General features: G+C 69.9%; 15 protein-coding genes. 14 read left to right on the top strand and 1 reads right to left on the bottom strand.

Annotation, left to right across the window (positions count from 1 at the left end):
* Positions 1-4 precede the first annotated feature (4 nt).
* From AC07OH_RS24000 to AC07OH_RS23980, 5 genes are all read left to right on the top strand, one after another.
* Entirely contained in the window at positions 5-1,564 is a 1,560-nt protein-coding gene (locus AC07OH_RS24000) for a long-chain-fatty-acid--CoA ligase (protein WP_492698720.1), read from the top strand.
* 173 nt (positions 1,565-1,737) lie between these two features.
* Positions 1,738-2,889: an acyl-CoA dehydrogenase family protein gene (locus AC07OH_RS23995; RefSeq protein WP_139704386.1), complete on the top strand. Its 1,152-nt coding sequence runs from the start codon at positions 1,738-1,740 to the stop codon at positions 2,887-2,889.
* Positions 2,890-2,894: 5 nt separating this feature from the next.
* Entirely contained in the window at positions 2,895-3,686 is a 792-nt protein-coding gene (locus AC07OH_RS23990) for an enoyl-CoA hydratase/isomerase family protein (RefSeq protein ID WP_495302452.1), read from the top strand.
* Positions 3,687-3,727: 41 nt separating this feature from the next.
* Positions 3,728-4,621, top strand: a complete 894-nt coding sequence (locus tag AC07OH_RS23985) for an SDR family oxidoreductase (protein ID WP_095746851.1) — start codon at positions 3,728-3,730, stop codon at positions 4,619-4,621.
* 203 nt (positions 4,622-4,824) lie between these two features.
* Positions 4,825-8,658, top strand: a complete 3,834-nt coding sequence (locus AC07OH_RS23980; protein WP_495302375.1) for an autotransporter domain-containing protein — start codon at positions 4,825-4,827, stop codon at positions 8,656-8,658.
* Between the two features lie 60 nt (positions 8,659-8,718).
* Here AC07OH_RS23980 and AC07OH_RS23975 read toward each other — a convergent pair whose 3' ends face one another.
* Positions 8,719-11,457, bottom strand: a complete 2,739-nt coding sequence (locus tag AC07OH_RS23975) for a winged helix-turn-helix domain-containing protein (protein WP_062478179.1) — start codon at positions 11,455-11,457, stop codon at positions 8,719-8,721.
* A 138-nt stretch (positions 11,458-11,595) separates the two neighbouring features.
* On the opposite strand from AC07OH_RS23975, the gene AC07OH_RS23970 reads away from it, so the two are divergent.
* The 9 genes from AC07OH_RS23970 to AC07OH_RS23930 all read left to right on the top strand — a co-directional run.
* Positions 11,596-12,804, top strand: a complete 1,209-nt coding sequence (locus tag AC07OH_RS23970) for an acetyl-CoA C-acetyltransferase (protein WP_495302374.1) — start codon at positions 11,596-11,598, stop codon at positions 12,802-12,804.
* Between the two features lie 29 nt (positions 12,805-12,833).
* Positions 12,834-14,246: an enoyl-CoA hydratase-related protein gene (locus AC07OH_RS23965; protein WP_495302373.1), complete on the top strand. Its 1,413-nt coding sequence runs from the start codon at positions 12,834-12,836 to the stop codon at positions 14,244-14,246.
* On the top strand, positions 14,243-15,070 hold the full coding sequence (locus AC07OH_RS23960) for an acyl-CoA thioesterase (RefSeq protein WP_495302372.1): 828 nt from the start codon (positions 14,243-14,245) through the stop codon (positions 15,068-15,070). The genes AC07OH_RS23965 and AC07OH_RS23960 overlap by 4 nt, the downstream gene beginning before the upstream one ends.
* A complete protein-coding gene (locus tag AC07OH_RS23955; protein WP_495302371.1) occupies positions 15,067-15,483 on the top strand; it encodes an EthD domain-containing protein in 417 nt (138 codons plus the stop codon). The genes AC07OH_RS23960 and AC07OH_RS23955 overlap by 4 nt, the downstream gene beginning before the upstream one ends.
* 89 nt (positions 15,484-15,572) lie before the next feature.
* Positions 15,573-17,723 carry a fatty acid oxidation complex subunit alpha FadB gene (fadB, locus tag AC07OH_RS23950; RefSeq protein WP_495302370.1) on the top strand — a complete coding sequence of 717 codons (2,151 nt, stop codon included), beginning with the start codon at positions 15,573-15,575 and terminating at the stop codon, positions 17,721-17,723.
* 59 nt (positions 17,724-17,782) lie between these two features.
* Complete coding sequence (locus tag AC07OH_RS23945) at positions 17,783-18,565, top strand: SDR family NAD(P)-dependent oxidoreductase (RefSeq protein WP_062478161.1); 783 nt, start codon at positions 17,783-17,785, stop codon at positions 18,563-18,565.
* Positions 18,566-18,671: 106 nt separating this feature from the next.
* Positions 18,672-19,205: a hypothetical protein gene (locus AC07OH_RS23940; RefSeq protein WP_495302369.1), complete on the top strand. Its 534-nt coding sequence runs from the start codon at positions 18,672-18,674 to the stop codon at positions 19,203-19,205.
* Positions 19,206-19,216: 11 nt separating this feature from the next.
* Entirely contained in the window at positions 19,217-20,062 is an 846-nt protein-coding gene (locus AC07OH_RS23935) for an N-acetylmuramoyl-L-alanine amidase (protein WP_495302368.1), read from the top strand.
* Between the two features lie 33 nt (positions 20,063-20,095).
* On the top strand, positions 20,096-23,767 hold a 3,672-nt coding region (locus AC07OH_RS23930; RefSeq protein ID WP_495302367.1), incomplete at its 3' end, for a patatin-like phospholipase family protein.

The raw sequence follows: 23,767 nt of genomic DNA, 5'->3' as shown, positions 1-23,767 counted from the left end.
CACCATGTTCCTCACCCAGCCCCTGCACAAAGGCCGCCGCGAGAAGGCCCGCGAAACCGCCGTGGTCTGCGGCAACCACCGCCTGGACTTCGCGACCCTCACCGACCGCGTGGCGCGCCTGGGCGCCGTGCTGCAGCAGCTCGGCATGGCGCGCGGCGACCGCGTCGGCATGATGAGCCTCAACTCGCACCGCTTCGTCGAGTTCTTCTTCGGCACCTGGTGGGGCGGCGGCGTCATCAATCCGGTGAACATCCGCTGGAACCCGAAGGAGGTCGCCTACTCACTGGACGACTGCGACACGCGCATCCTGCTGGTCGACGACCTGTTCGCGCCCATGGCCGGCGAGCTGCGCAAGCTTTCGACCTCGCTGCGCACCGTGGTGTACTGCGGCGACGGCCCCGTGCCCGAGGGCATGGTCGGCTACGAGGCGCTGCTGGCCGACGCGCAGCCCATCGACGACGCACCGCACAGCGCCGACGAGCTGGCCGCCATCATGTACACCGGCGGCACCACCGGCCGGCCCAAGGGCGTGATGCTCACGCATGGCAGCCTCTACATCAACGCGCTGAGCTCGGTGGCCGCGGTGCCGCGCGAGACGCGCAACGCCGCCGTGGTCATCGCCGTGCCCATGTTCCACGTGGCCGGCTGCGGGCTGTCGCTGCAGAGCATCCTGCGGCTGGTGCCGCAGCACGTGGTGCCCATGTTCGACGAGGTGGCGATCCTGCAGGCCATCCAGGCCGCGCGCGCCACCGAGATGTTCCTGGTGCCCACCATGATCAAGCGCGTGATCGAGCACCCGCGCTTTGCCGAGTTCGACCTGTCGAGCCTGCAGATGCTGCTGTACGGCGCCGCGCCCATCGACGTGGCGCTGCTCGAGCAGGCCATGGCCGCGCTGCCCGCCACGAGTTTCTCGCAGGCCTACGGCATGACCGAGCTGTCGCCCACCGTGGCCGTGCTGATGCCGCACTTCCACCTGCCCGGGCCCGACCGCAACCGCCTGCTGCGCGCGGCCGGCACGCCGGTGCCCGTGGCCGAGATCCGCATCGTCGACGGCGAGGACAACGAGCTGCCCCCCGGCCAGGTCGGCGAGATCGTCGCGCGCGGCCCGATGGTCATGAAGGGCTACTGGAACAAGCCCGCCGAGACCGAGGCCGCGCTGCGCGGCGGCTGGATGCACACCGGCGACGGCGGCTACATGGACGAGCACGGCCTGCTGTTCGTGGTCGACCGCATGAAGGACATGATCGTGAGCGGCGGCGAGAACGTGTACTCGGCCGAGGTCGAGAACGCCATCGCCCAGATGCCGCAGGTGCTCATGTCCGCCGTCATCGGCGTGCCCGACGACAAGTGGGGCGAGCGCGTGCATGCCGTGATCGTGTTGCGCGAAGGCATGCCGCTCACGGCCGACGACGTCATCGCCCATTGCCGCGACCAGATCGCCAACTACAAGTGCCCGCGCAGCGTGGAGTTCCGCGATGCGCTGCCGCTGTCGGCCGCCGGCAAGCTGCAGAAGTTCCAGCTGCGCGAGCCCTTCTGGGCTGGCAAAGAACGCCGCGTCGGCTGAGAAGGGGCGAATAAACCTACTGCGCGCCCCGATCTCGCATCTGCGGTCCTCACCGTACGGGTGTACGGCTCCGGTCCTCGACGCGACCTCGGGGCGCTCGCTACGGTTTCTTCACCCCTTCTCCGCGCCACCTCAAGAAACAACCAGACAGACCCCAAGAAAGAAGGATTCCCATGCCCATCGATTTCCGCCGCTCGTGGAGCGACGAAGAACTGGAGCTGTACCGCGACAACGTCGTGCGTTTCGTCGAGACCGAAGTCGTGCCCCACGACGAAGAGGCGCGCAAGCGCGGCCACGTGGGCCACGAGGTGTGGCGCAAGGCCGGCGCGCTCGGCCTGCTGTGTTCCGACATCCCCGAGGCCTACGGCGGCGCCGGCGGCGACTTCCGCCACGAGGCCGTGTTCTACGAGGAGAAGGCGCGCCGCGCGTTGACCGGCATGGCCAGCTCGGTGCACACCATCGTGGCGCACTACTTCCTGAACCACGGCACCGAGGAGCAGAAGCAACGCTATCTGCCGCGCATGGCGCGCGGCGAGCTGGTCGGCGCCATCGCCATGACCGAGCCCGGCGCCGGCTCCGACCTGCAGGGCGTGCGCACGCGCGCCGAGAAGCAGCCCGACGGCAGCTACCGCATCCGAGGCTCCAAGACCTTCATCACCAACGGCTTTCTCGCGGGCGTGGTGCTGGTCGTGGCCAAGACCGACCCGACGCAGGGCGCCAAGGGCACCTCCATCCTCATCGTCGAGACCGAGGGCTGCGAGGGCTACCGCGTGGGCCGCGTGCTCGACAAGATCGGCATGAAGGCGCAGGACACCTCCGAGCTTTTCTTCGACGACGTGCACGTGCCGGCCGACGCGCTGCTCGGCGGCCAGGAAGGGCAGGGCTTCTTCCAGCTCATGAGCGACCTGCCGTACGAGCGCACCATCATCGGCGTGAACGCGCTGGCCACCATGGAAGGCGCCTACCAGGCCACGCTCGACTACGTGCGCGACCGCAAGGCCTTCGGCAAGCCGATCGCCGACTTCCAGAACACCAAGTTCAAGCTGGCCGAGATCGCCACGCAGATCAAGGTCGGCCGCGCCTTCATCGACCGCTGCGTGGAAGACCTCGTGGCCGGCAAGCTCGACACCGCCACCGCCTCCATGGCCAAGCTCTGGGGCTCCGAGACGCAGGGCCGCGTGGTCGACGAATGCCTGCAGCTCTTTGGCGGCTACGGCTTCATGACCGAGTACATGGTCGCGCGCATGTACGCCGACGGGCGCGTGCAGCGCATCTACGGCGGCACCAACGAGATCATGAAAGAAGTGATCTCGCGCGCGCTGTGACGGCGATGAACGAGGTGCTGCAGGTCGAGCGGCGCGGCGAGGTCGCCTGGCTCACGATGAACCGCCCCGAGCGCCTGAACGCGCTCGACCCGGCACTGGTGCGCGCGCTGCGCGACTACTTCGAAGGGCTCAATGCACGCAGCCCCGAGCGTGTGGTCGTGCTGCAGGGCGCGGGCCGTGCCTTCTGCGCCGGGCTCGACCTGAAGGAGCAGGTGGGCGGCGAAGACCTCGGCGTGGCCGACATGCTCGAACAGCAGAAGGGCATCCGCGACATCATGCTGGCCATGCGGCGCTGCCCACAGCCCATCGTCAGCGTGGTGCAGGGCGCGGCCAGCGGCGGCGGCTTTGCGCTCGCGCTGGCGTCCGACGTGCGCCTGGCCACGCCCGACGCGCGCATGAACGCCGCCTTCATCCGCATCGGCCTGTCGGCCTGCGACGTGGGTGTGAGCTACTTCCTGCCGCGCATGGTTGGCAGCTCGGTCGCGGCCGAGTACATGCTCACCGGCCGCTTCATGGACGCGCAGCGCGCGTACGCGCTGGGCCTCGTGAGCCGCGTCGATGCGCTGCCCGCGCTGCAGGCCGAGGCGCAGGCGCTGGCCGACGACATGCTCAACGCGACGCCCGTGGCGCTGCGCCTGACCAAGGAGGCGCTCGGCATCGCCGTGGACGCCGGCAGCATGGAAGCGGTCGTCGCCATGGAAGACCGCAACCAGGTGCTGTGCACCCAGACCCGCGATTTCCGCGAAGGCATGACCGCCTTCCTCGAGAAGCGCGCGCCCGTCTACACGGGGCGCTGAGCTTCATTCCGAACTTCAACGGACCGCACACAAGGATTCCCATGACCCTCGACGACCTGATGTTCAAGCCCGGCCTGCTGGCCGGCCGCCGCTACCTCGTGACCGGCGGCGGCAGCGGCCTGGGCCGCGTGATGAGCGAGGCGCTGCTGCTGCTCGGCGCCCACGTCTACATCTGCGGGCGCCGCGCGCCCGTGCTCGAAGAAACCGCGGCCGAGCTGATGCACCTGCACGGCGGGCGCGTGACGCCCAAGACCTGCGACATCCGCCACGACACGCAGATCACCGAGATGCTCGATGAAATCTGGGCCGACGGCGGCGCGCTCGACGGCCTGGTCAACAACGCCGCGGGCAACTTCGTGAGCCGCACCGAAGACCTGTCGCCGCGCGCCTTCGACGCCATCTCGAGCATCGTCTTTCGCGGCAGCTTCTGCATGACGCTCGAATGCGGCAAGCGCTGGCTGGCCGAAGGCAAGGCCGCGTCGGTGCTGTCGATCCTCACCACCTGGGTGTGGAACGGCTCGCCCTTCACCGTGCCCTCGGCCATGTCGAAGGCCGGGCTGCATGCCATGACGCAGTCGCTCGCGGTCGAGTGGGCGGGGCGCGGCATCCGCTTCAACGCCATCGCGCCGGGCCTGTTCCCCACCGAGGGCATGAGCGCGCGGCTGAACCCCGGTGGCGGCGAGCACAAGGCCGAGCGCAACCCGATGGAGCGCAACGGCCGCATGCCCGAGCTGGCCAACCTCGCGGCCTACCTGCTGGGCCCGGGCTCGGAGTACGTCAACGGCCAGACCATCGCCATCGACGGCGCGCAGTTCCAGGCCACGGGCGGGAATTTCTCGCGCATGTCGCAGTGGCAGGACGAGGACTGGAAACGCGCGCGCGAGCACATCGCGGGGCGCGACGCGCAGGACAAGCGGCAGCGGCTGGCGGCCTGAAGCGCCGCAACCTAGGGAAAAACTCCAGCGTCAGGATTTCAAAGTATCGGAACAAGCCCCGACGAGATCACAAAGAACGACCCCTCTTTCCAGAATTTAACGACCGTTAACCGGCCCGTGCGCGATGTCTTCCCGACATGGCTTCACCGGCGGGGCGACGGTCTTTTCATTCCATTCCAAGACAAAAGAGGGTTCGTTCCGTCATGACGAGATCACCGAAGTTCAAGCGCCGGGCCGTGGCCCGCGCCGCCGTGTGCGTGCTGGGTTCGATGCTGGCCTCCGCGGCCGGTGCGCAGGCCTATCCGGGCGACCCCGGCATGATCGGCAACCCGGCCAGCTGGCGCACGAAGGAGTTCCTGGCCGACTGGGGGCTCGGGGCGATGAAGACCGAGTACGCCTACGCGGCGGGCTTCACCGGCAAGGGCGTGAAGCTGGGCGTGATCGACTCCGGGTTCGACCTGCGCCACGCGCGCGAGCTGCCGCTCACGCGCTTCACGGCGCTGGTGACGGCGACGTCCAACGGGGCGTACAGCGAGTTCGCGGCGGATGGTTCCGTGCTGAACAGCAAGGACGCGGGCTACGGTTTCCACGGCACGCACGTGTCCGGCACCGTGGGCGCCAGCCGGGACGGGCAGGACATCCAGAACAACATGCACGGCGTGGCGTTCAATGCCAACGTGTTCGTGGGCAACACCAATGCGCCCGACGCGCTGAGTTCGAGTGCGGGGCTGAGTCCCGACCGCTATACCCACGCCACCACCGAGAACTTCCGCAACCTCTACCAGGGGATGCGCGACGCGGGCGTGCGGGTCGTCAACAACAGCTGGGGCAATCCGAGCAATCGGAATTTCAGCACCACGGAAAGGGTCACTGCCGACTACCTGCAGTACCTGCGCGGGCTGTCCTGGGTCGATGCCGCGATCGACGCGACGAAGCCCCAGGCCGATGGCAAGGAAGGGGTCATCCAGGTGTTCGCCGCCGACAACCAGGGGCAGGCCAATCCGGCGGCGCGCGGGGCGCTGCCGTATTTCAGGCCCGACGTGGAGGGGCATTGGCTGACGGTGACGGGGGTCAGAAAAACGTGGACGGGCTACGAGCAGCACAGCTCCCTCAACAAGTGCGGCATCGCCAAGTACTGGTGCGTGGCCACCCCGGGGGCCGACATCACGAGCACGGTGTTCGACGGGGCCTACGGGACCTACACCGGCACCTCGATGGCGGCGCCGCATGCCACGGGGGCCCTGGGCATCATCATGGAGCGCTTTCCGTACATGACCAACGAGCAGGCGCTGCAGGTGCTGCTCACCACGGCCACGAAGCTCGACGGCACGCGCCAGGTGGCGCCCGACGCGGTGATCGGCTGGGGCCTCGTCAACCTCGAGAACGCCATGAAGGGGCCGGGCCAGCTGCTCAAGCGCACGGTCATCGACATGCCCGGCGGTGCGTCCGACACGTGGCGCAACGACATCTCGGAAACGGGGCTGGTCCAGCGCAAGCAGGAAGAGGCCGCCGAGATCGCACGCCTGGGTGCGCTCGTGAAAGGGCCGGTGGCCCTGGACGCCTTCAAGCCCTTGGGCCAGGAGGCCGTCGCGCTGCTCCAGGCTCTGCGCACGGCCATACTGTCCGGCGTCGATTACGCCGACGCGCTGGCCGCCGCGAAGGCCAATCCGATGGCGAAGAGCAGTGCCGAGCGATTCGAGAGGGTACGTCGGGACATCGGCCCGGGACACGAGTATTGGCCTTACCTCCCGAATCTCTTGATGGTGCCCGAAGACGATATCGCCGCCGACGCCGAAACCAAGGCGAGGACGGCCAACGTCGACTGGGACCGCCTGACCCACCTGCGCAGCAAGACCGACGAAGACTACCGCGGCAGCCTCGTGAAGGCCGGCGCCGGGCGGCTGGTGCTCACGGGCACCAACACCTACTCGGGCGACACGCGCATCCAGGCCGGCGAGCTCGCGTTGGGCGAGGGCGGCACCACCGGTTCCATCACCAGCCACGTGGCCATCGACGCGGGCGCCAGCTTCGCCATCGACCGAAGCGATGCCTACGACTTCGCCTACAACATCACCGGCGCGGGCGACCTGCGCACCACGGGCGGCACGAACGGCGAAGGCGTCATCACGCTGAGCGGCGTTAACAGCTACGCCGGCGCGACCTGGGTGCAGGGCGGCACGCTGCGTGCGGGCTCGGCCACCGGCCTGTCGGGCGCCAGCGCGTTCACGGTGGCCGGCAAGGCGAAGCTCGACCTCAACGGCTTCGACGCCACCATCGGCTCGCTGGCCGGCGTGGGCGACGTCGCCGTGGGCACCGGCACGCTGACCACCGGCGGCAACGACCGTTCGACGCAGTTCGCGGGCCGCTTCAGCGGCAGCGGCGGCCTCGTGAAGGCGGGCGCGGGCCGCTTCGAGCTCATTGGCGACTCGGGCGCCTTCACGGGCAGGACCTCGGTGGCGCAGGGCATGCTGTCGGTCAACGGCACGCTGGGCGGCACGATGGCCGTGCTGTCGGGCGGGCGTTTGCAGGGCACCGGCACGGTCGGCAGCACCACCATCGCGGCGGGCGGTGTCGTGGCGCCGGGCAATTCCATCGGCACGCTGCACGTGGCCGGCCACGCACGCTTCGCGCCGGGCGCGACCTTCGAAGCCGAACTGAGCGGCACCGATGCGCAGGCCGACCGGCTCGATGTCAGCGGCCACGCCACGCTCGACGGCGGCACGGTACGCGTGCTCGGCGGCTACGTTCTCGGTGCGCGCTACACGCTGCTGAACGCCGAAGGCGGCGTGAGCGGCACCTTCGCCGACTTCAGCGTGGCCAAGGACTACCTCTTTCTCTCGCCGAAGCTGGGCTACACCGCGACGCAGGTCTACACGGAAGCCATGCGCAACAGCGTGTCGTTCGCATCGGTCGCGCAGTCGGGCAACCAGCGTGCGATGGGCGTGAACCTCGATGGCGCGGCCGCCTGGAGCCCCGCGCTGGCCGCGGCGTTGCAGCTGGAGAGCGTGCCGGCCGCGCGCGCGGCCTTCGACAGCCTGTCGGGCGAAGTGCATGCGTCCGCGAAGACGGCGCTCATCGAGGACAGCCGCTTCGTGCGCGAAGCGGCGCTGGAACGCCTGCGCGCCTCGGCCGGTACGGCGGGCGCGTCCACGGCGCCGGTCAAGATCAACGACGGCGCCGGCCAGTCGCACATGGCCGCCCCGACCACGGGCGAGACCGTCTTCTGGAGCCAGGCCCTGCACTCGACCGGCCGTGCGCGCGGCGACGGCAACGCCGCGCGCCTCGATCGCTCGGTCGACGGCCTGCTGATGGGCGGCGACGTGCGCGTGGGCGACAACGCGCGCCTGGGTGTGACCGGCGGCTACAGCCGCAGCAAGGTCGACGTGGACGCGCGCTCATCTTCGGGCGATGCCACCAGCTACCACCTGGGCCTGTACGGCGGCACCACGCTCGGCCCGTGGGCCCTGCGCGCCGGCGCGGCCTATGCGCGGCACGACGTGGACACCACGCGCCAGGCGCGCGTGGCGGGCCTGTCGGATTCGCTCAAGAGCAACCACGACGCATCGACCACGCAGGTCTTCGGCGAAGTGGGCTACAGCCTGGCCGCCGGCGACGTGGCGCTGGAGCCCTTCGCCAACCTGGCGCACGTCACGCTGCACACCGACGCGTTCTCGGAGCGCGGCACGTGGGCGGCATTGCAGGCGCGCAGCAGCAGCGCGAACGTCGGCCTGTCGACGCTGGGCCTGCGCGCATCGACCGCGGTGCGCCTGGGCAGCGTCGACGCCACGCTCAAGGGCATGGTCGGCTGGCGCCGCGCCTACGGGGACCTGACGCCGTTCACCAGCGTCGCATTGCCGGGCGCCACGGGCTTCTCGGACATCGCGGGTGTCGCGGTCGCAAAGAACGCAGCGGTGCTGCAACTCGGCCTGGACTTCGCGTTCTCGCCGCGCGCGACCTTCGGCGTGTCGTATGGCGGGCAGTTCGGCGGCAAGGCGCGCGACCAGTCGGTGAAGGCGAATCTGAACGTGTCGTTCTGACGAAAGGCGAGGGTTTGGGCCCGTCTGCCATGTGTCGGCGGGCGGGCCCTTTTTTTTTGGCTAGCGGATCACGCCCAGCTTGCGCGCAATCGCCACTGCCTCCGTGCGCCGCTTCGCGCCCAGCTTCATGTGGATGTTGCGCAGGTGCGTGCGCACCGTGCTCTCCGACACGAACAGCTTCTCGCCCATCGCGTTGTTCGAGTAGCCCTCGGCCAGGAGCTGCAGCACGCGGATCTCCTTGCGCGTGAGCGGCTCCTTGGTGGCGTCGCCCGAGGGCGCCTCGGCGTCGATCGGCGAGGGCGGCGGGCCCAGCACCTGCAGCAGTCGCTGCAGGTAGTCGGCCAGGATCGGGTCGCTGCGCAGCACGGGCGCCACGGCACCCGCTTCCTGCTGCATGGCGGCGGCATAGCGGTGCACCAGCGTGCCCACGGCCGGGCCTTCGTCGAGGATCAGCCGCACGAAGCCTTCCTGGCTCGCGGCCTGCAGCACGGCGCCGATCTCTTCGATGGCGGTGGCGAGGTCGCCCGCGCGCTGCAGCGCCAGCGCACGCAGCACGCGCAGCTTGAGGGCGCGGCGGTTGCGGTTGGCGGCGACGGCGGCGTGCAGCTCGGCGTCGAGCACGGTGAGGGCCGCGCGCGCGTCGCCGAAGGCGATGTCCCAGCGCGCCCGCGCCAGCGCGAGGTAGTCGAGGTCGTGCGCGGGCAGGCGCTGGCGGCGCTCGCGCTCCCACAGCTCGGGATCGTCGGCGCGCTGCAGCTCGTCGCGCGAGGCGGGGCCGTTGCCCTGCAGCAGCAGCATGTGGGCGCGCTCCAGCTTGGCGCCCGCGACCACGCGCGGCAGCTGGCGGTGGTGGCCCAGGTACTCGAGTTCGGTGAGCGCCTGGAACGCGGCGTCGATGTCGCCCGCGTGGAACGCGATGCGCGAGCGCATGACGTGGCTCAGGATCATGTGGTCGGGCAGGCCCACGTCGCGCGCCAGCGGCAGGTACACGTTCAGCAGGTGCTCGGCCTGCACCAGCTGGTTGGTCTCGTACACGGCGCCCGCATACAGCACGCCGGCCCAGGCGTTGCCGTGGCTGTGGTTGTACGACACGGCATGCGTCGAATCGACCGCCATGCGCAGCCGCGCGGTGGCCTGGCGCAGCCGGCCTTCGGTGAGGTCGAACAGGCCCGCGAGCGACTCGGTGTACATGCGGTTGAAGGTGCTGTTGCCCTGCTCGCGCCGCGCGGCCTCGAGCAGGCGCTGCGCCTCGCGCTGGTCGCCGCGCACCGCGAGGATGTGGGCCATCGCGTTGAGCAGCACGCCCTCGGCAAAGGCGAGGCCGGTGGGCAGGCGCGCGAGGCTTTCGCGGCCGGCTTCGTACGCGGCGTCGTGCTGGTCTTCCATCGCCAGCAGCAGCGGAATGAGCGTGTGGGCGTTGGCACGCACCTCGGGAATGGGGCTGTCGAGGCAGCCCGACTGTTCGAGCAGCCGCATGGCGTCCCACGGGCCGTGCGTGAAGCAGGTGGCCCACAGCGCGATGAGCTGCAGGAACGGATGTTCGCGCAGTTGATGTTCGGGAATCGCCGAGAACCAGCGCGCCAGCATGCGCATGCGGCCCTGCTCGAGGAACTGCTCGGCGTAGCTGTCGAGCAGCGTGAGCGCGTGCGGATGGTCGCCGCCCTCGATGGCGTGGTCGATGGCGGGCACGGGCCGGCCGTGCGATTCGTACCAGCCCGAGGCCGCGAGGTGCAGCCGCGCGAGTTCGCCGGGCCGCTCGCGCGCCAGCTGCGCGCGCAGGAAATCGGCAAAGAGGCTGTGGTAGCGCCACGCGCGCACCTCGCCGCCGGCATCGCCGCTCACGGGCGTGAGGAACAGGTTGGCGGCGGCCAGCTGCTCGAGGATGACGGCGCTGTCGCCGCGCGGGTTGAGCGCCTGGCACACCGAGGCGTCGAGCTGGCGCAGGATGCTGGTGCGCAGCAGAAAGTCGTGGATCTCGGGCGGCTGGTGCGCGAGCACGTCTTCGGCCAGGTAGTCGGCCACGGCGCGGTCGGAGCCCGAGAAGCGCTCGATGAAGCCGGTCTCGATGCCGTGCCGCTCCAGCGCCATCGACGCCAGCCAGATGGCCGCCACCCAGCCTTCGGTCTTGCGGTGCAGCTGCGAGAGCAGGTCGGCCGGCAGCGCCTGCGGCGGCTGCGCGGCGGCGTGCGGCGCATGCGCCTGGCGCAGGCCGATGAAGGCGCTGGTTTCTTCCAGCGAAAAGCGCAGGCGGTCGGTGTCGATCTCGATGAGCTGGCCGCGCGCGCGCAGCCGGCCCAGGCCCAGGTCGGGCAGGCTGCGTGAGCCGATCACGATCTGGCCGCGCCGCGGCAGGTGCTCGACCAGCTCGCGCACGAGGCCGAGAACGGCGGGTTCCTGCACCACCTCGAAGTCGTCGAGAAAGAGCGTGAAGGGCGAGTCGTGCGCAGCCAATGCGGCCACGGCGTCGAAGGGCGCGTGGCTTGCGGGCTCGTCCACGCCGATGCGCTGCACGGCCTCGGCCAGGCAGTTGAGAAAGCGCGACACGTCGTTGTCGGCGCGGTCGAGCGTGAGCCAGGCGGTGGCGATGCCCTGCGCGTCCATGCGCTCGCGGATCTGCGCCATGGCGGTGGTCTTGCCGAAGCCGGCGGGCGCGCGCACCAGCACGAGCTTGACGGTGGCGGCGGCGATCTCTTCGCTGATGGCGGTGCGCGGCACCTGCGTGGCCACGAAGGCCGGCGGGTTCAGCTTGGTCTCGAGAATCCGGAGCGAAGAAGGGGGAACGGGGGCTGGAGCAGGCATCGCGAAGGGGGAGTGAGTGCCTGGAAATTCCGTCGCTTCCGACGATTCCGGCAACCGATTCTGCTTCCTAAACTGGCCGCAGACAAACTGAATTCCCCTGCATCCGGTGGCCCTGCGCACCCGGGCAGCGCCCTGCCCATGACCGACGACGTTTTCATCTACGACCACGTGCGCACGCCGCGCGGCAAGGGCCGCGCCGACGGTGCGCTGCATCCCATCACGCCGGTGCAGCTGGCCACGCAGGTGCTGCAGGCGCTGCGCGAACGCCATGCACTCGACCCCGCGCAGATCGAGGACGTGGGCCTGGGCGTGGTGATGCCGGTGGGCGAGCAGGGCGCCGACATCGCGCGCGTCGCGCTGCTGTCGGCCGGCTACGGCGACAGCGTGGTGGGCTTCCAGCTCAACCGCTTCTGCACCTCGGCGCTCGACACGCTCAGGATGGGCTTCGGCCTCGTGGCCTCGGGCCAGGCCGACGCGGTGATCGGCGGCGGCGTGGAGTCGATGTCGCGCGTGACCATCGGCAGCGACGGCGGCGCGGTCTACACCGACCCCGCCGTGGGCCAGCGCTACCCCTACATCCCCAACGGCGTGGCGGCCGACCTCATGGCCATGCTCGACGGCGTGGACCGCGAGGCGGTCGATGCCTACGCCGTGGAAAGCCAGCGCCGCGCCGCCGTGGCACAGGCCGAGGGCCGCTTCGACCGCTCGCTCGTGCCCGTGCGCGACCGGCTCGGCCGCACCGTGCTCGCGAAAGACGAGGCCAACCGCCCCGGCACCACGATGGCCGACCTGGCCAAGCTCAAGCCCGCCTTCGCGGGCGTGGCCGCGCAGGGCTACGAAGCCATCCTGCTGCAGCGCTATCCGCAGCTGTCGCACATCGCGCCGATCCACACGGGCGGCAATTCGAGCGGCATCGTCGACGGCGCCTGCGCGGTGCTGCTGGGCAACCGCGCCTACGGCACGCGCAACGGCCTCGTGCCGCGCGCGCGCATCGTCGGCAGCGCCTCGTGCGCCGACGAGCCGCTGCTGAGCCTGGGCGGCCCGATGCCCGCCACCGAGCGCCTGCTGGCGCGCTGCGGCCTGAGCATCGGCGACATCGACCTGTTCGAAGTGAACGAGGCCTTCTCGGTGGTGCCGATGCGCTATGCGCGCCATTTCGACATCGACCCCGCGCGCATCAACGTGAACGGCGGGGCCATCGCGCTGGGCCACCCGCTGGGCGCGACCGGCGCGATCCTCACGGGCACGCTGCTCGACGAGCTGGAACGGCGCGATGCAGGCCTGGGCCTGGTCACGCTGTGCGCCGCGGCGGGGCAGTCGACCGCGCTGGTGATCGAGCGCGTCTGAGCAGCACGTCTTCTCTTTCCTTTTTTCCTATGCCTTCCCACATCCGATTCGAGGTCGATGCCGACGGCGTCGCGCTCCTCACCCTCGACGTGCCCGAGCGGCCGATGAACGTGTTCACGCCCGGCTTCACGGCCGACCTGCGCGAAGCCGTGGCGCAGATCGCGCAGCGCGCCGACGTGCGCGGCGCCGTCATCACCTCGGGCAAGGCCAGCGGCTTCATGGCCGGGGCCGACCTGAAGGACCTCGTGGGCTTCCATGCCACGGGCGGCGGCGCGGCCGAGGCCATCGAGGCGATCGCACCCGGCGGGCGCGCGCTGCGCGAACTGGAGCGCTGCGGCAAGCCCGTGGCGGTGGCCATCAACGGCGTGGCGCTGGGCGGCGGCTTCGAGCTCGCGCTGGCCTGCCATCACCGCGTGCTGCTCGACGAGCCGCGCGCGGTGGTCGGGCTGCCCGAAGTCACGGTCGGCCTGCTGCCCGTGGGCGGCGGCACGCAACGGCTGCCGCGCCTGATCGGCATTGCGCGTGCGCTGCCGCTGCTGCTGTCGGGCCGGCATGTGGCGCCGGCCGAGGCGCTGGCGCTGGGCATGGTCGATGCGCTCGCGCCGGTCGACCAGCTCGTGGCCGTGGCCCGTCGCTGGGTGCTCGACCACCCCGACGCCGGCCAGCAGCCGTGGGACGTGAAGGGCTTCCAGGTGCCGGGCGGCGCGGGCGCGCTGGCGCCGCACGCGGGCGCGAGCTTCGGCGCCACGCTGGCGCAGGTGCGGCGCGACACGCACGACCAGTTGCCCGCGCCGCTGGCCATCCTGTCGGCCGTGTACGAAGGCACGCAGCTGCCGATGGACGCGGGCTTGGCGGTCGAGGCGCAGTGCTTCGGCCCCTTGCTGGCCGGCCCGGTGGCGCGCAACCTGATGCGCACGCTGTTCGTGAACCGGGGCGCGGCGCTGCGGCGCAAGGGCGACCTGAGTGCGATCAACGTTGCGTATGTCGAGCGGTTGCGGCAGCTGTACCGAAGTGAAGGTGCGGCGCTGTTGAGCGAGGGCGTGTCGCCTGCGCTCATCGCGAACGCCGCGCGGCAGGCGGGGTTGGGCGAGAGTCCGCTGGCTGCCGATGCAACGGCGGCACAAGCCACTGCATCGCAGCCCGACGCACGCGCCGTCGGCGAACGCCTGCTGTCGCTGCTCGCGATCGAAGCGGTGCGCTGCCTCGAAGAAGGCGTGCTGAAGCAGCCGGTCGAGGCCGACCTCGGCGCCGTGCTCGCGCTGGGCTACCCCGACTGGACCGGCGGCACGCTCTCGTACATCGAGACCGTCGGCCTCGCGGCTTTCGTCGCGCGCTGCGATGCACTCGCACAGCGCCACGGCGAGCGCTTCAAGCCCACGGCCGCGTTGCGCCAACGCGCGCAATCGAACACGCCGTTCTATTCCACGGAGCACGCCGCGTGAGCCCAGGCCGCGCGCAGGCGCTGCAGTCGCTGGTCGCCCAACTGCAGCTCGAACAGCTCGAGAAGAACCTGTTTCGCGGCACCAGCACCGACATCGGCGCGCCCGCCGTCTTCGGCGGCCAGGTGCTCGGGCAGGCGCTGATGGCGGCGGCCCGCACGGTCGATGGGCATGCGGCGCACTCGCTGCACGGCTACTTCCTGCGCGCGGGCGACAAGGCCGCGCCCATCGTCTACGACGTCGACCGCATCCGCGACGGCGCGAGCTTCACCACGCGGCGCGTGGTCGCCATCCAGCATGGCGAGCCGATCTTCCATATGTCGGCCTCGTTCCACCGGCGCGAGGCGGGCGTGTCGCACCAGTGCGCCATGCCCGAGGCGCCACCACCGGAAGACCTCACGCCGCGCGCCGGCCCGCGCGTGCGCGTCGAAGGACCGATCGAGTTCCGCTACGTCGATCCGCGCGACCCGGTCACGGCCGGCCCGCGCCCGCCGAAGAGCCAGCTCTGGCTGCGCACCGCCGACGCGCTGCCCGACGACCCGCTGCTGCACCAGGCCATGCTGGCCTATGCCTCCGATTACAGCTTCATGGGCGTGGCGATGCAGCCGCACGGCCTGGCGTTTCAGCAACCGGGCGTGCAGGGCGTGAGCCTGGACCACGCGATGTGGTTCCACCGCGACTTCCGCTGCGACGACTGGCTGCTGTACGACGCCGACTCGCCCTCGGCCGAGCATGCGCGCGGCTTCTGCCGCGGCGCGCTGTTCGACCGCGCCGGCCGGCTCGTGGCTTCGGTCGCGCAGGAAGGGCTGATCCGGGTGCGCCGATGATCAAGCTCGTCTTCTGCCTGCGGCGGCTGCCGCACCTGGACCGCGCGCAGTTCCAGCACCACTGGCGAGACGTGCATGCACCGCTCGTCGCCGAACGCGCCGTGGTGCTGGGCCTGCGGCGCTACGTGCAGTCGCACACGCTCGACGATGCGCTCGTGCAGCCGCTGGCCGTGCCGCGCGGCAGCCCCGCGCCCTTCGACGGCGTGGCCGAGCTGTGGTGGGACAGCCTCGAAGCGCGCACCGGCGCGCGGCGCGAAGAAGCCCGCCGTGCGAGCGCCGAGCTGCTGGCGGATGAGCGCCGCTTCATCGACCTGGCCGCCTCGCCGATCTTCTTCACCGACGAGTTCGCCGTGGTCGGCGACCCCGCCGCCGAGGCGGTGCGCGACTACCTGCAGGCACGCGGCCGCCTGTAATCGTCGCTTCGGACGATGCCTGCGCGCAGGGCGCGTCCCTAAACTTTTTCCCACAGGCTGGCGCGTCGCCGGCCGCGAGGAGACCCCCTTTGTTCCAAGGCGAAAGTATCGAAGTCCTGCCGTTGCAGGACGGTCTGGTGGAGCTGCGCTTCGACCGGCGCGGCGAGGCCATCAACAAGCTCGACGCGCGCACCGTCGACGAGTTCCGCCAGGCCACCGAGCGCATCGCGGCCTCGCCCGCCGTGCGCGGCGTGCTCGTGACGAGCGCGAAAGACGTGTTCATCGTCGGTGCCGACATCACCGAGTTCGGTGCCACCTTCCAGCAGGCCGAGGCCGACATTGCGCGCGGTGTGCGCGCCAGCAACGAGCTGTTCAACGCCTTCGAGGACCTGAGCGTGCCCAGCGTGGTCGCCATCAACGGCTTCGCACTCGGCGGCGGGCTGGAGCTGGCGATGCTCGCGCCGCTGCGCGTGATGGCCGACATGGCCCAGGTCGGCGTGCCCGAGGTGAAGCTCGGGCTATTCCCCGGCTTCGGCGGCACGGTGCGGCTGTCGCGCCTGGCGGGCCTGGCCACGGCCATCGACTGGGTGGCGAGCGGCAAGCCAGCCAAGGCGCCGGCCGCGCTGGCCGCGGGCGTGACCGACGAGGTCGCCGCGCCCGAGGCCCTGCGCGAGCGCGCGCTCGCGCTGCTGCAGCGTGCGGTGCGCGGCGAGATCGACTGGCAGGCGGCGCAGCAACGCAAGCGCGCGCCGCTGGCGCTGTCGAAGCAAGAGGCGGGCGCGCTGGTCGAGGCCGCGCGCACGCAGGTGGCGGCGCGCAGCGGCAAGCACCAGCCTGCAGCCCTCATCGCGCTCGAGATGATGGCCGAGGCCGCCGGCCGCGACCGCGCGGGCGCGCTCGACCTCGAGTCGGCCGCCTTCGGCCGCGTCGCGAAGACGCAGGCCGCCGCCTCGCTGGTGCAGGCCTTTCTCAACGACCAAGCGCTCAAGAAGCTCTACAAGCGCCACGCGCGCGAAGGCCGTCCGGTGAAGCAGGCGGCCGTTCTCGGCGCCGGCATCATGGGCGGCGGCATCGCCTACACCAGCGCGCTGCGCGGCACGCCGGTGCGCATGAAGGACATCGCGCAGCCGCAACTCGACCTGGGCATGGCCGAGGCCGGCAAGCAGCTCGCCAAGCAGGTGAAGAACGGCCGGCTCGCGCAGGCCAAGGCCGATGCCATTCAAGCGTCGATCGTGCCGCAGCTCGACGAGGCCGGCTTCGATACGGTGGACTGCGTGGTCGAGGCCGTGGTCGAGAACCTCGAGGTCAAGCGCAAGGTGCTGGCCGCGCTGGAAGGCAGTGTGAAGCCCGGCACCGTGATCGCTTCGAACACCTCGAGCCTGCGCATCGACGACATCGCCCAGCCGCTCGCGCGGCCCGAAGATTTTGTCGGCATGCACTTCTTCAACCCCGTGCCGGTGATGCAGCTGGTGGAAGTGATCCAGGGCGCGAAGACGCGCGACGCCGCCGTGTCCACCGCCGTGGGCTATGCCGTGGCCATGGGCAAGACGCCCATCGTGGTGAAGGACTGCCCGGGCTTCCTGGTCAACCGCATCCTCACGCCGTACATCAATGCCTTCGTGCAGCTGGTGGCCGATGGCGCCGACTTCGAGGCGGTCGACCGCTCGATGGAAGCCTTCGGCTGGCCCATGGGCCCGGCCTACCTGCAGGACGTGGTGGGCATGGACGTGGGCGCGCACGTGGGCGACGTGATCGCCGCGGGCTACCCGCAGCGCATGCCGGCCATCGAACGCAACGCCGTGAAGCTGATGGTGGCGAACAAGCGCTACGGCCAGAAGAACGGCGCCGGCTTCTACCGCTACGAGAACGACCCCACGGGCCGCCCGCGCAAGTCGGCCGCGCCCGAGGCACATGCATTGGTCGCCACGCTGCAGCCGCAAGGGCGGCGCGACTTCGCGGACGCGGAGATCGTCGAACGCATGATGCTGCCGATGGTCGTCGAGGCCGCGCACGCGCTCGAAGACGGCGTGGTCGCCACGCCGGCCGAGCTCGACATGGCGCTGCTGCTCGGCGTGGGCTTCCCGGCCTACGCGGGCGGCGGGCTCAAGTACGCCGACTGGCTGGGGCTGGACCGCGTGGTCGCGCTGTGCGACAAACATGCGGCGCTCGGCGCGCCGTATGTGCCCACGGCGCGCATGCGCGAGATGGCGGCGCGCAAGTTGCGCTACTACCCGGTCTGAACGGCAGGCGTTTTCGGTTTTCTTTCTTCCTTTCTCTCTCTATCCAAGGACAACAAGAGATGCAACTCGATTCCAGCATTGCCGCCGTCGTCACGGGCGGCGCCTCGGGCCTCGGGGCCGCCACCGCGCGCCGCCTGGCCAGCCACGGCGTGAAGGTCGCGCTGTTCGACCTCAACGTGGAGCAGGGCGAGGCCCTGGCCAAGGAGCTGGGCGGCGTGTTCTGCAAGGTCGATGTCACGTCGGAAGAGCAGGTCGACGCGGCCTTTGCCAAGGCGCGCGCGGCACATGGGCAAGAGCGCGTGCTGGTCAACTGCGCCGGCACCGGCAACGCGGTGAAGACCGCGAGCCGCGACAAGGCCTCGGGCGAGATCAAGCACTTTCCGCTCGCCAACTTCGACCGCATCATCCAGATCAACCTCGTGGGCACCTTCCGCTGCATCGCCAAGTCGGCGGCCGGCATGCTCACGCTCGATGCGCTGGAAGACGGCGAGCGCGGCGCCATCGTCAACACCGCCTCGGTCGCGGCGCAGGACGGCCAGATGGGCCAGGCCGCCTACACCGCCTCGAAGGCCGGCGTGGTCGGCATGACGCTGCCCATCGCGCGCGACCTCATGGGCGAGGGCATTCGCGTGAACACCATCCTGCCGGGCATCTTCAACACGCCGCTGCTGCAGGGCGCGCCCGACAACGTGAAGGCCGCGCTGGCCGCCTCGGTGCCGTTCCCCAAGCGCCTGGGCAACCCGGCCGAGTACGCGACGCTGGCCGAGCTGATGATCACCAACGGCTACTTCAACGGCGAGAGTGTGCGGCTGGACGGCGCGATCCGGATGGCGCCGCGCTGATGGCGAACGGGTGAGCGGCGCGGCTTCGGCGGCGCCCTCACCCAAACGGGGGATGCGCGGGCGGGCGCCATTGGGTTGAATTCACAGCCCAATGGAGGGATTCGCCATGGCCTATTCGGTTTCGCAGTGGACGGGCGCTGTCTTGCTGGGCGCGCTCGTCGGCGCCATCGGGCAGCTTGTTCGATCGATCTCCGGCATCGCCCGACGCAACCGGGAGCGAGCGACCGCCGAGGTCGAGGCCTTCAAGGTGTCGACGTTGGTGGTGGGCCTCGTGATCGGTGGTGTGGCGGGCGCTGCCGCCGCCCTGGCCATGATGGGATCGCTGTACCCGGTGGACCCGACCAAGGGCGTGGAGATTTCCACCATCCTGGGCATTGCCGCAGCGGGCTACACCGGCGCCGATTTCATCGAGGGGGTGGCGGGCAAGTTCATGCCGGGTGCCTCGGAGCCGGCTGGCGCGTCGCCGCCGACATCCACTGCGGCCACCGAGCGACTCACCAGCGCGGCAGGCACCGTCGCCACCGCCGGCGCCGCCCTGACGGCCGCTGCCACCGGCTTGGCAGCTGGCGTGGCTGCAAGCTCGACTCCCTGGAGCGGCACGCGCACAGCGCTCGCCAGTGACGAGCCGGCCCTCGGCTGAAGGGGGACGCCATGTTGAACATCGCGAACGACCTGTTGAGTGGCGAGATCCAGGGCCAGGCCGTCGGCGCCGCACCCAGCCCCAACCACGGCGGCGCCATTGCGCCCAAACTGCTGGTGTTTCACTACACGGCCTGCAACTTTGCGGCGGCCAAGGCCACGTTTCTGTCGACGACCGGAAGCAACCGGGTCTCGGCGCACCTGCTGGTGGACACCGACGGCGCCGTGACCCAGTTCGTGCCCTTCAACCGGCGCGCCTGGCACGCCGGCGAAAGCAGTTGGGGCGACCTGCACGACATCAACACCCATTCGATCGGCATCGAGGTCGTCAACTTCGGCTATTTGCTCAAGATGGCCTCGGGTGCGTTCCGGCTCGGCAACGGCAAGCCGCTGCCTTTCGATCCAGACGAGGTCGTCGAAGCGCGACACAAGAACGCCAGGCTGCCCTATCGGTATTGGCAGGCCTACACCCCGGCCCAGGTCGAGACCTGCGAGCAGCTGGCGGTGCTGCTGACCCAGCGCTACGGCCTGAGCGACGTGGTGGGGCACGACGACATCGCCCCCGATCGCAAACAGGACCCGGGTCCCGCCTTTCCGTCGCTCGGCATTCGCGGCAAGGCGCTGGGGCGAGACGTCGCGAACGACAGCGACGAGGTGCGGTACGTGGGCGTGAAGCGCCTCAACCTGCGCCAGGGCCCCGGCGTTGGCCACGCGCTTGCAGGGGAACCCCTGGTGATGCATTCCAAGCTCGTCGTGCAGGCGCGCGAGGGCGGATGGATTCGCGTGGACGTGGCGTCCGCATCGGGTGCGCGCGCAGGATGGGTGCTGGCGGAGTACACACAGGCCGCCGCGATGTAGCCGACGCCGCATCGGGCGCAGGAGGAGACAGCCATGAGCAAGATCGACGAGCAGGTGGAGCAGCGCCGCGCGGCCCTGGGCGATCCCGCGCTCACCGGCTCAGGCCGCAAGTGGGGTCTGGCGCTGTCCGGCGGCGGCATTCGCAGCGCCACCTTCTGCCTCGGTGTTTTGAGCGCGCTCGCGCGGCGCGGCGCGCTGCTGCGTTTCGACCTGATGTCCTCGGTATCGGGTGGTGGCTACGCCGCCTCGATGCTCGGGCGGCTCTTCAGCCGAGCGCAGAAGCGTGCGGACCTCGACCGCATCCAGGACGAAGTGGGCAAGGCGGGGGCGAGCTGGTTCATCTGGTGGCTGCGTGCGAACGGTCGCTACCTGATTCCGCGCGGGCCACTCGACCGGACCTTTGCCGTGGCGCTGTACGTGCGCAACCTGATCGGCGTGCACGTGGAACTGGCGCTGGTGTCCGTGCTGGCGGGACTCGCGTTGGCCGGGGCGAATCTGCTGGTCTGGTGGGGCATGGCGGAAGTGGGGTACCTGCCCGGGATTGCAGGCTACTTTCCGTGGCTGGCCAAGTGGCTGCCGTCGTGGGCCTCGGTGGTCTGGCTGGGGCTGCCGGTGGTCGGGGTGTTTGTGCTGGTCCATGCATCGGCCTACTGGGCGGTGCCTTGGGTGAAAACCACATGCGAAGACGGCAAATTCTGGAGGAACTGCCTGGGCGTGCTGGTCGTGAGTGCACTGCTGCTCGGGGTGGCCTGGAGCTTCGGCAATCTCCGTAGCGAAGCCGGCGAGGACCTTCGCCAATTTCTCTGGGGCGGCTGCGCTGTCTTGGTCGCTGTCTGGTTCCTCGGCGTGCGGGTGGCGAATGGCGTGCTGAAGGAGTGCGAGGACTCGGGGTCGCCTTCGTTGCAGTCCGACGAGGCGCGCAATCAGCTGACGGAAAAGCTCGCCGGCAGTTTCCGCGTCCTGGTGATCGTGCTGATCGTCGGGTTGGCCGACCGGCTGGCGTGGCATGTGGCGTTCCAGCAGATGGGGCTGGCGAGCGCGGGTCTTTATCTCGCAATGGCGGCGGCGGTGCTGCGAACGGTGTTGCCGCTTGCATCGAGCCTGGTGCCGGGGCGGCCGACATCGAAGAGCCTGCTGGCCATTGCGCATCTGCTGGGCTATGTGCTGGCCTTCCTGCTGTTTGCCTGGTGGGTGTCGCTGGTCTACAAGGCCGTGCTGGGTGGGCTCTTCGTGCCGACCGCTGACCTGGACTTTTGCGATGCCTGGCTCATCTGGGCGCTGTTGCTGGTGCCAGTGGTGGGCTATCTCTGGGTCACGGGAAAGACACCGGAATTCCTGAACCTCTCGTCGCTGCATGCCTTCTATCGGGCACGGTTGACCCGCAGCTACCTGGGAGCGGCCAACGCGCAACGCTTCAACGGAACCGTGGCGCACGGCCCGCTGGGCGCGCTGGACCCCGTGCCGGCCGTGCTGTCGCGCACGCTGAACACGGCGCCGGTCGACGCGATCGTCCCCGACGACGACGTGTCTCTTGCGAACTACCGGCCACAGGCCCTCGGAGGGCCGGTTCACCTGCTCAATGTGTGCCTCAACCAGACCAAGGACCCAAGGGGGCAACTCTTCAACCAGGACCGCCGCGGCCTGTTGGTGACCGTCGCATCGGGCGGCTTCATGCGGGTGGCGCAGGAGAACTGGAAGGCGCTCGACCGCAGCGACGAGCCGATGACGCTCGGCAGCTGGATGGCGGTGTCGGGTGCCGCCGTGGCACCGGGCCTGGGCAAGCTCACGCGCGGCGGCGTGGCGGCGCTGCTCGTGTTTGCGGGCGTGCGGCTGGGTTACTGGTGGCGCCAGCCACCACCGCCGAAGGAAGAAGAGGAGGAGAAAAAAAGCAAGTTCAAGAAGGATAGAAAGAAGAGGCGCTGGCCGGTCTCCCTCACCAAGTCCCTGGGCCTGATGCGCGAGACGCTGGCAATCTTCGAGGGCAGGCAAGGCCGTGACTGGTTCATGACGGACGGCGGGCATTTCGAGAACACCGGCGCCTATGCACTGCTCGCGGAGCGTGCAGAGGTCATCGTCGTGGCGGACTGCGGGGCCGACCCCGACTACACCTTCGGCGATATCGAGAACCTGGTGCGCAAGGCGCGCATCGACCTGCAGGCCGAGATCGAGTTCCTGCGGCCCCGGCGCGCACTGCCGGACGAGATCCCGCGCGGACTGGCATTGGAGCCCGAGGGCTTCTATGGCGCGTTGCACGCATTCGGTTCGCTGCAGGAACTGGCCTCCAACGCGAGCAACGCCTGCCTGGCGGTGGCCCGTGTCACCTATGCCGACAGAGAAGAAGCCGTGGAGGGTGAACCACCGCGAGCGCGGGAGCGCGCCATCCTGCTGATCGTCAAACCGAACATGTGCAAGGGTCTGCCGATCGATCTGCAGAACTTCAAACGCGCGGCACCGACCTTTCCGCAGGAGACCACCGCCGACCAGTTCTTCTCGGAGGCGCAGTGGGAGAGCTACTTCCGGCTCGGCCAGGTCCTGGCGCAGGACCTGAGTCCGGTGTTCATCGAAGCCCTGTGCCAGGATTGCGTCAAGGACGCGCCGGCGCATTTTGTTCTCGACGACTGCGCGGTGGCGCTGTCGGGCGCTGTGCTGAATGGCGAGGAAAAAGCGACGCGCGGGCGCCTCATCGGCAGCGTGGGGGCCACCGCTGTGGGGGCGTCGATCGGGTTGGGGGCGGCGGCGACGCTGGGGGTTTCGGCGTGGCAGGCGATCGATACCGTGAAAGTCGCTGGCGCCAGCCGCGTGCAGCGGGAACGCCAGGCATTGGACGAGTTGACCGACCTCTGGATCAAGCTGCCACCCTCCGACGTCCGGGGCGAGCAGTCGGAAAAGGTCTCTCCTGAACTCGATGCGCTGGCGGCCGAACTCCTGAAAACCGCGGACACGTTGTGTCCGGCGGGCGAGGCTGGCTGGTTCGGGCATTCCATGCTCGCCGTGCGCATCCATTCGGATGCAGTCAGCGCGTGCAGCAAGGCCTTGCCGTATGCGTTCAGCCGCGGCTGCAAGGGGCTTGTGGAGTCATACAACCCGGAGGCACAGAGTCCGCTGGCGGCCTGCCTCAACCCGCGGAAGGAGACGCGCAGCAAAGAGCCACTTCCGCGCTATTGGGGCTACGACTATTCGGCCGTGGCACCGATCGATGGCATGCATCCTTGCAGCTCCATTCGAAAGGACTCCCTGAGCGCTCGCCGAAAGTACCAGGAAACCTACGACCGGGAGGCGCTGTTCCCCGAGGGCAACGCGGGCAAGGACGGTCGTGCCACGCAACGCGCATGCCCTCCAGATGCGCGAGAGAAGCTTGTAGAGGAGCGCGCTGCGAACTTGCCAAAAGAAGTGCCACCCGCACCTGCAAAGGCACCAGCGCTTACAGCGGCACCGGCACCCGCAAAGGCAGCCGCGCCTACTGCGGCACCGGTGCCTACAAAGGCCCCCGCACCAGCACCAGCACCAGCACCAGCACCAGCACCAGCACCAGCACCAGCACCAGCACCAGCACCTGCACCAGCACCAGCACCTGCGGCAGTGCCAGCACCCGCGGCGGCACCAGCACCTGCGGCAGTGCCAGCACCAGCGGCGGTGCCAGCACCTGCGGCGGTGCCAGCACCTGCGGCGGCACCAGCACCTGCGGCGGCACCAGCACCTGCGGCG

It is taken from the genome of Variovorax sp. GW821-FHT10C12 (assembly GCF_059415405.1).
The sequence above is the reverse complement of the archived record's forward strand: the minus strand, read 5'-3'. Positions and strand labels throughout refer to the sequence as shown.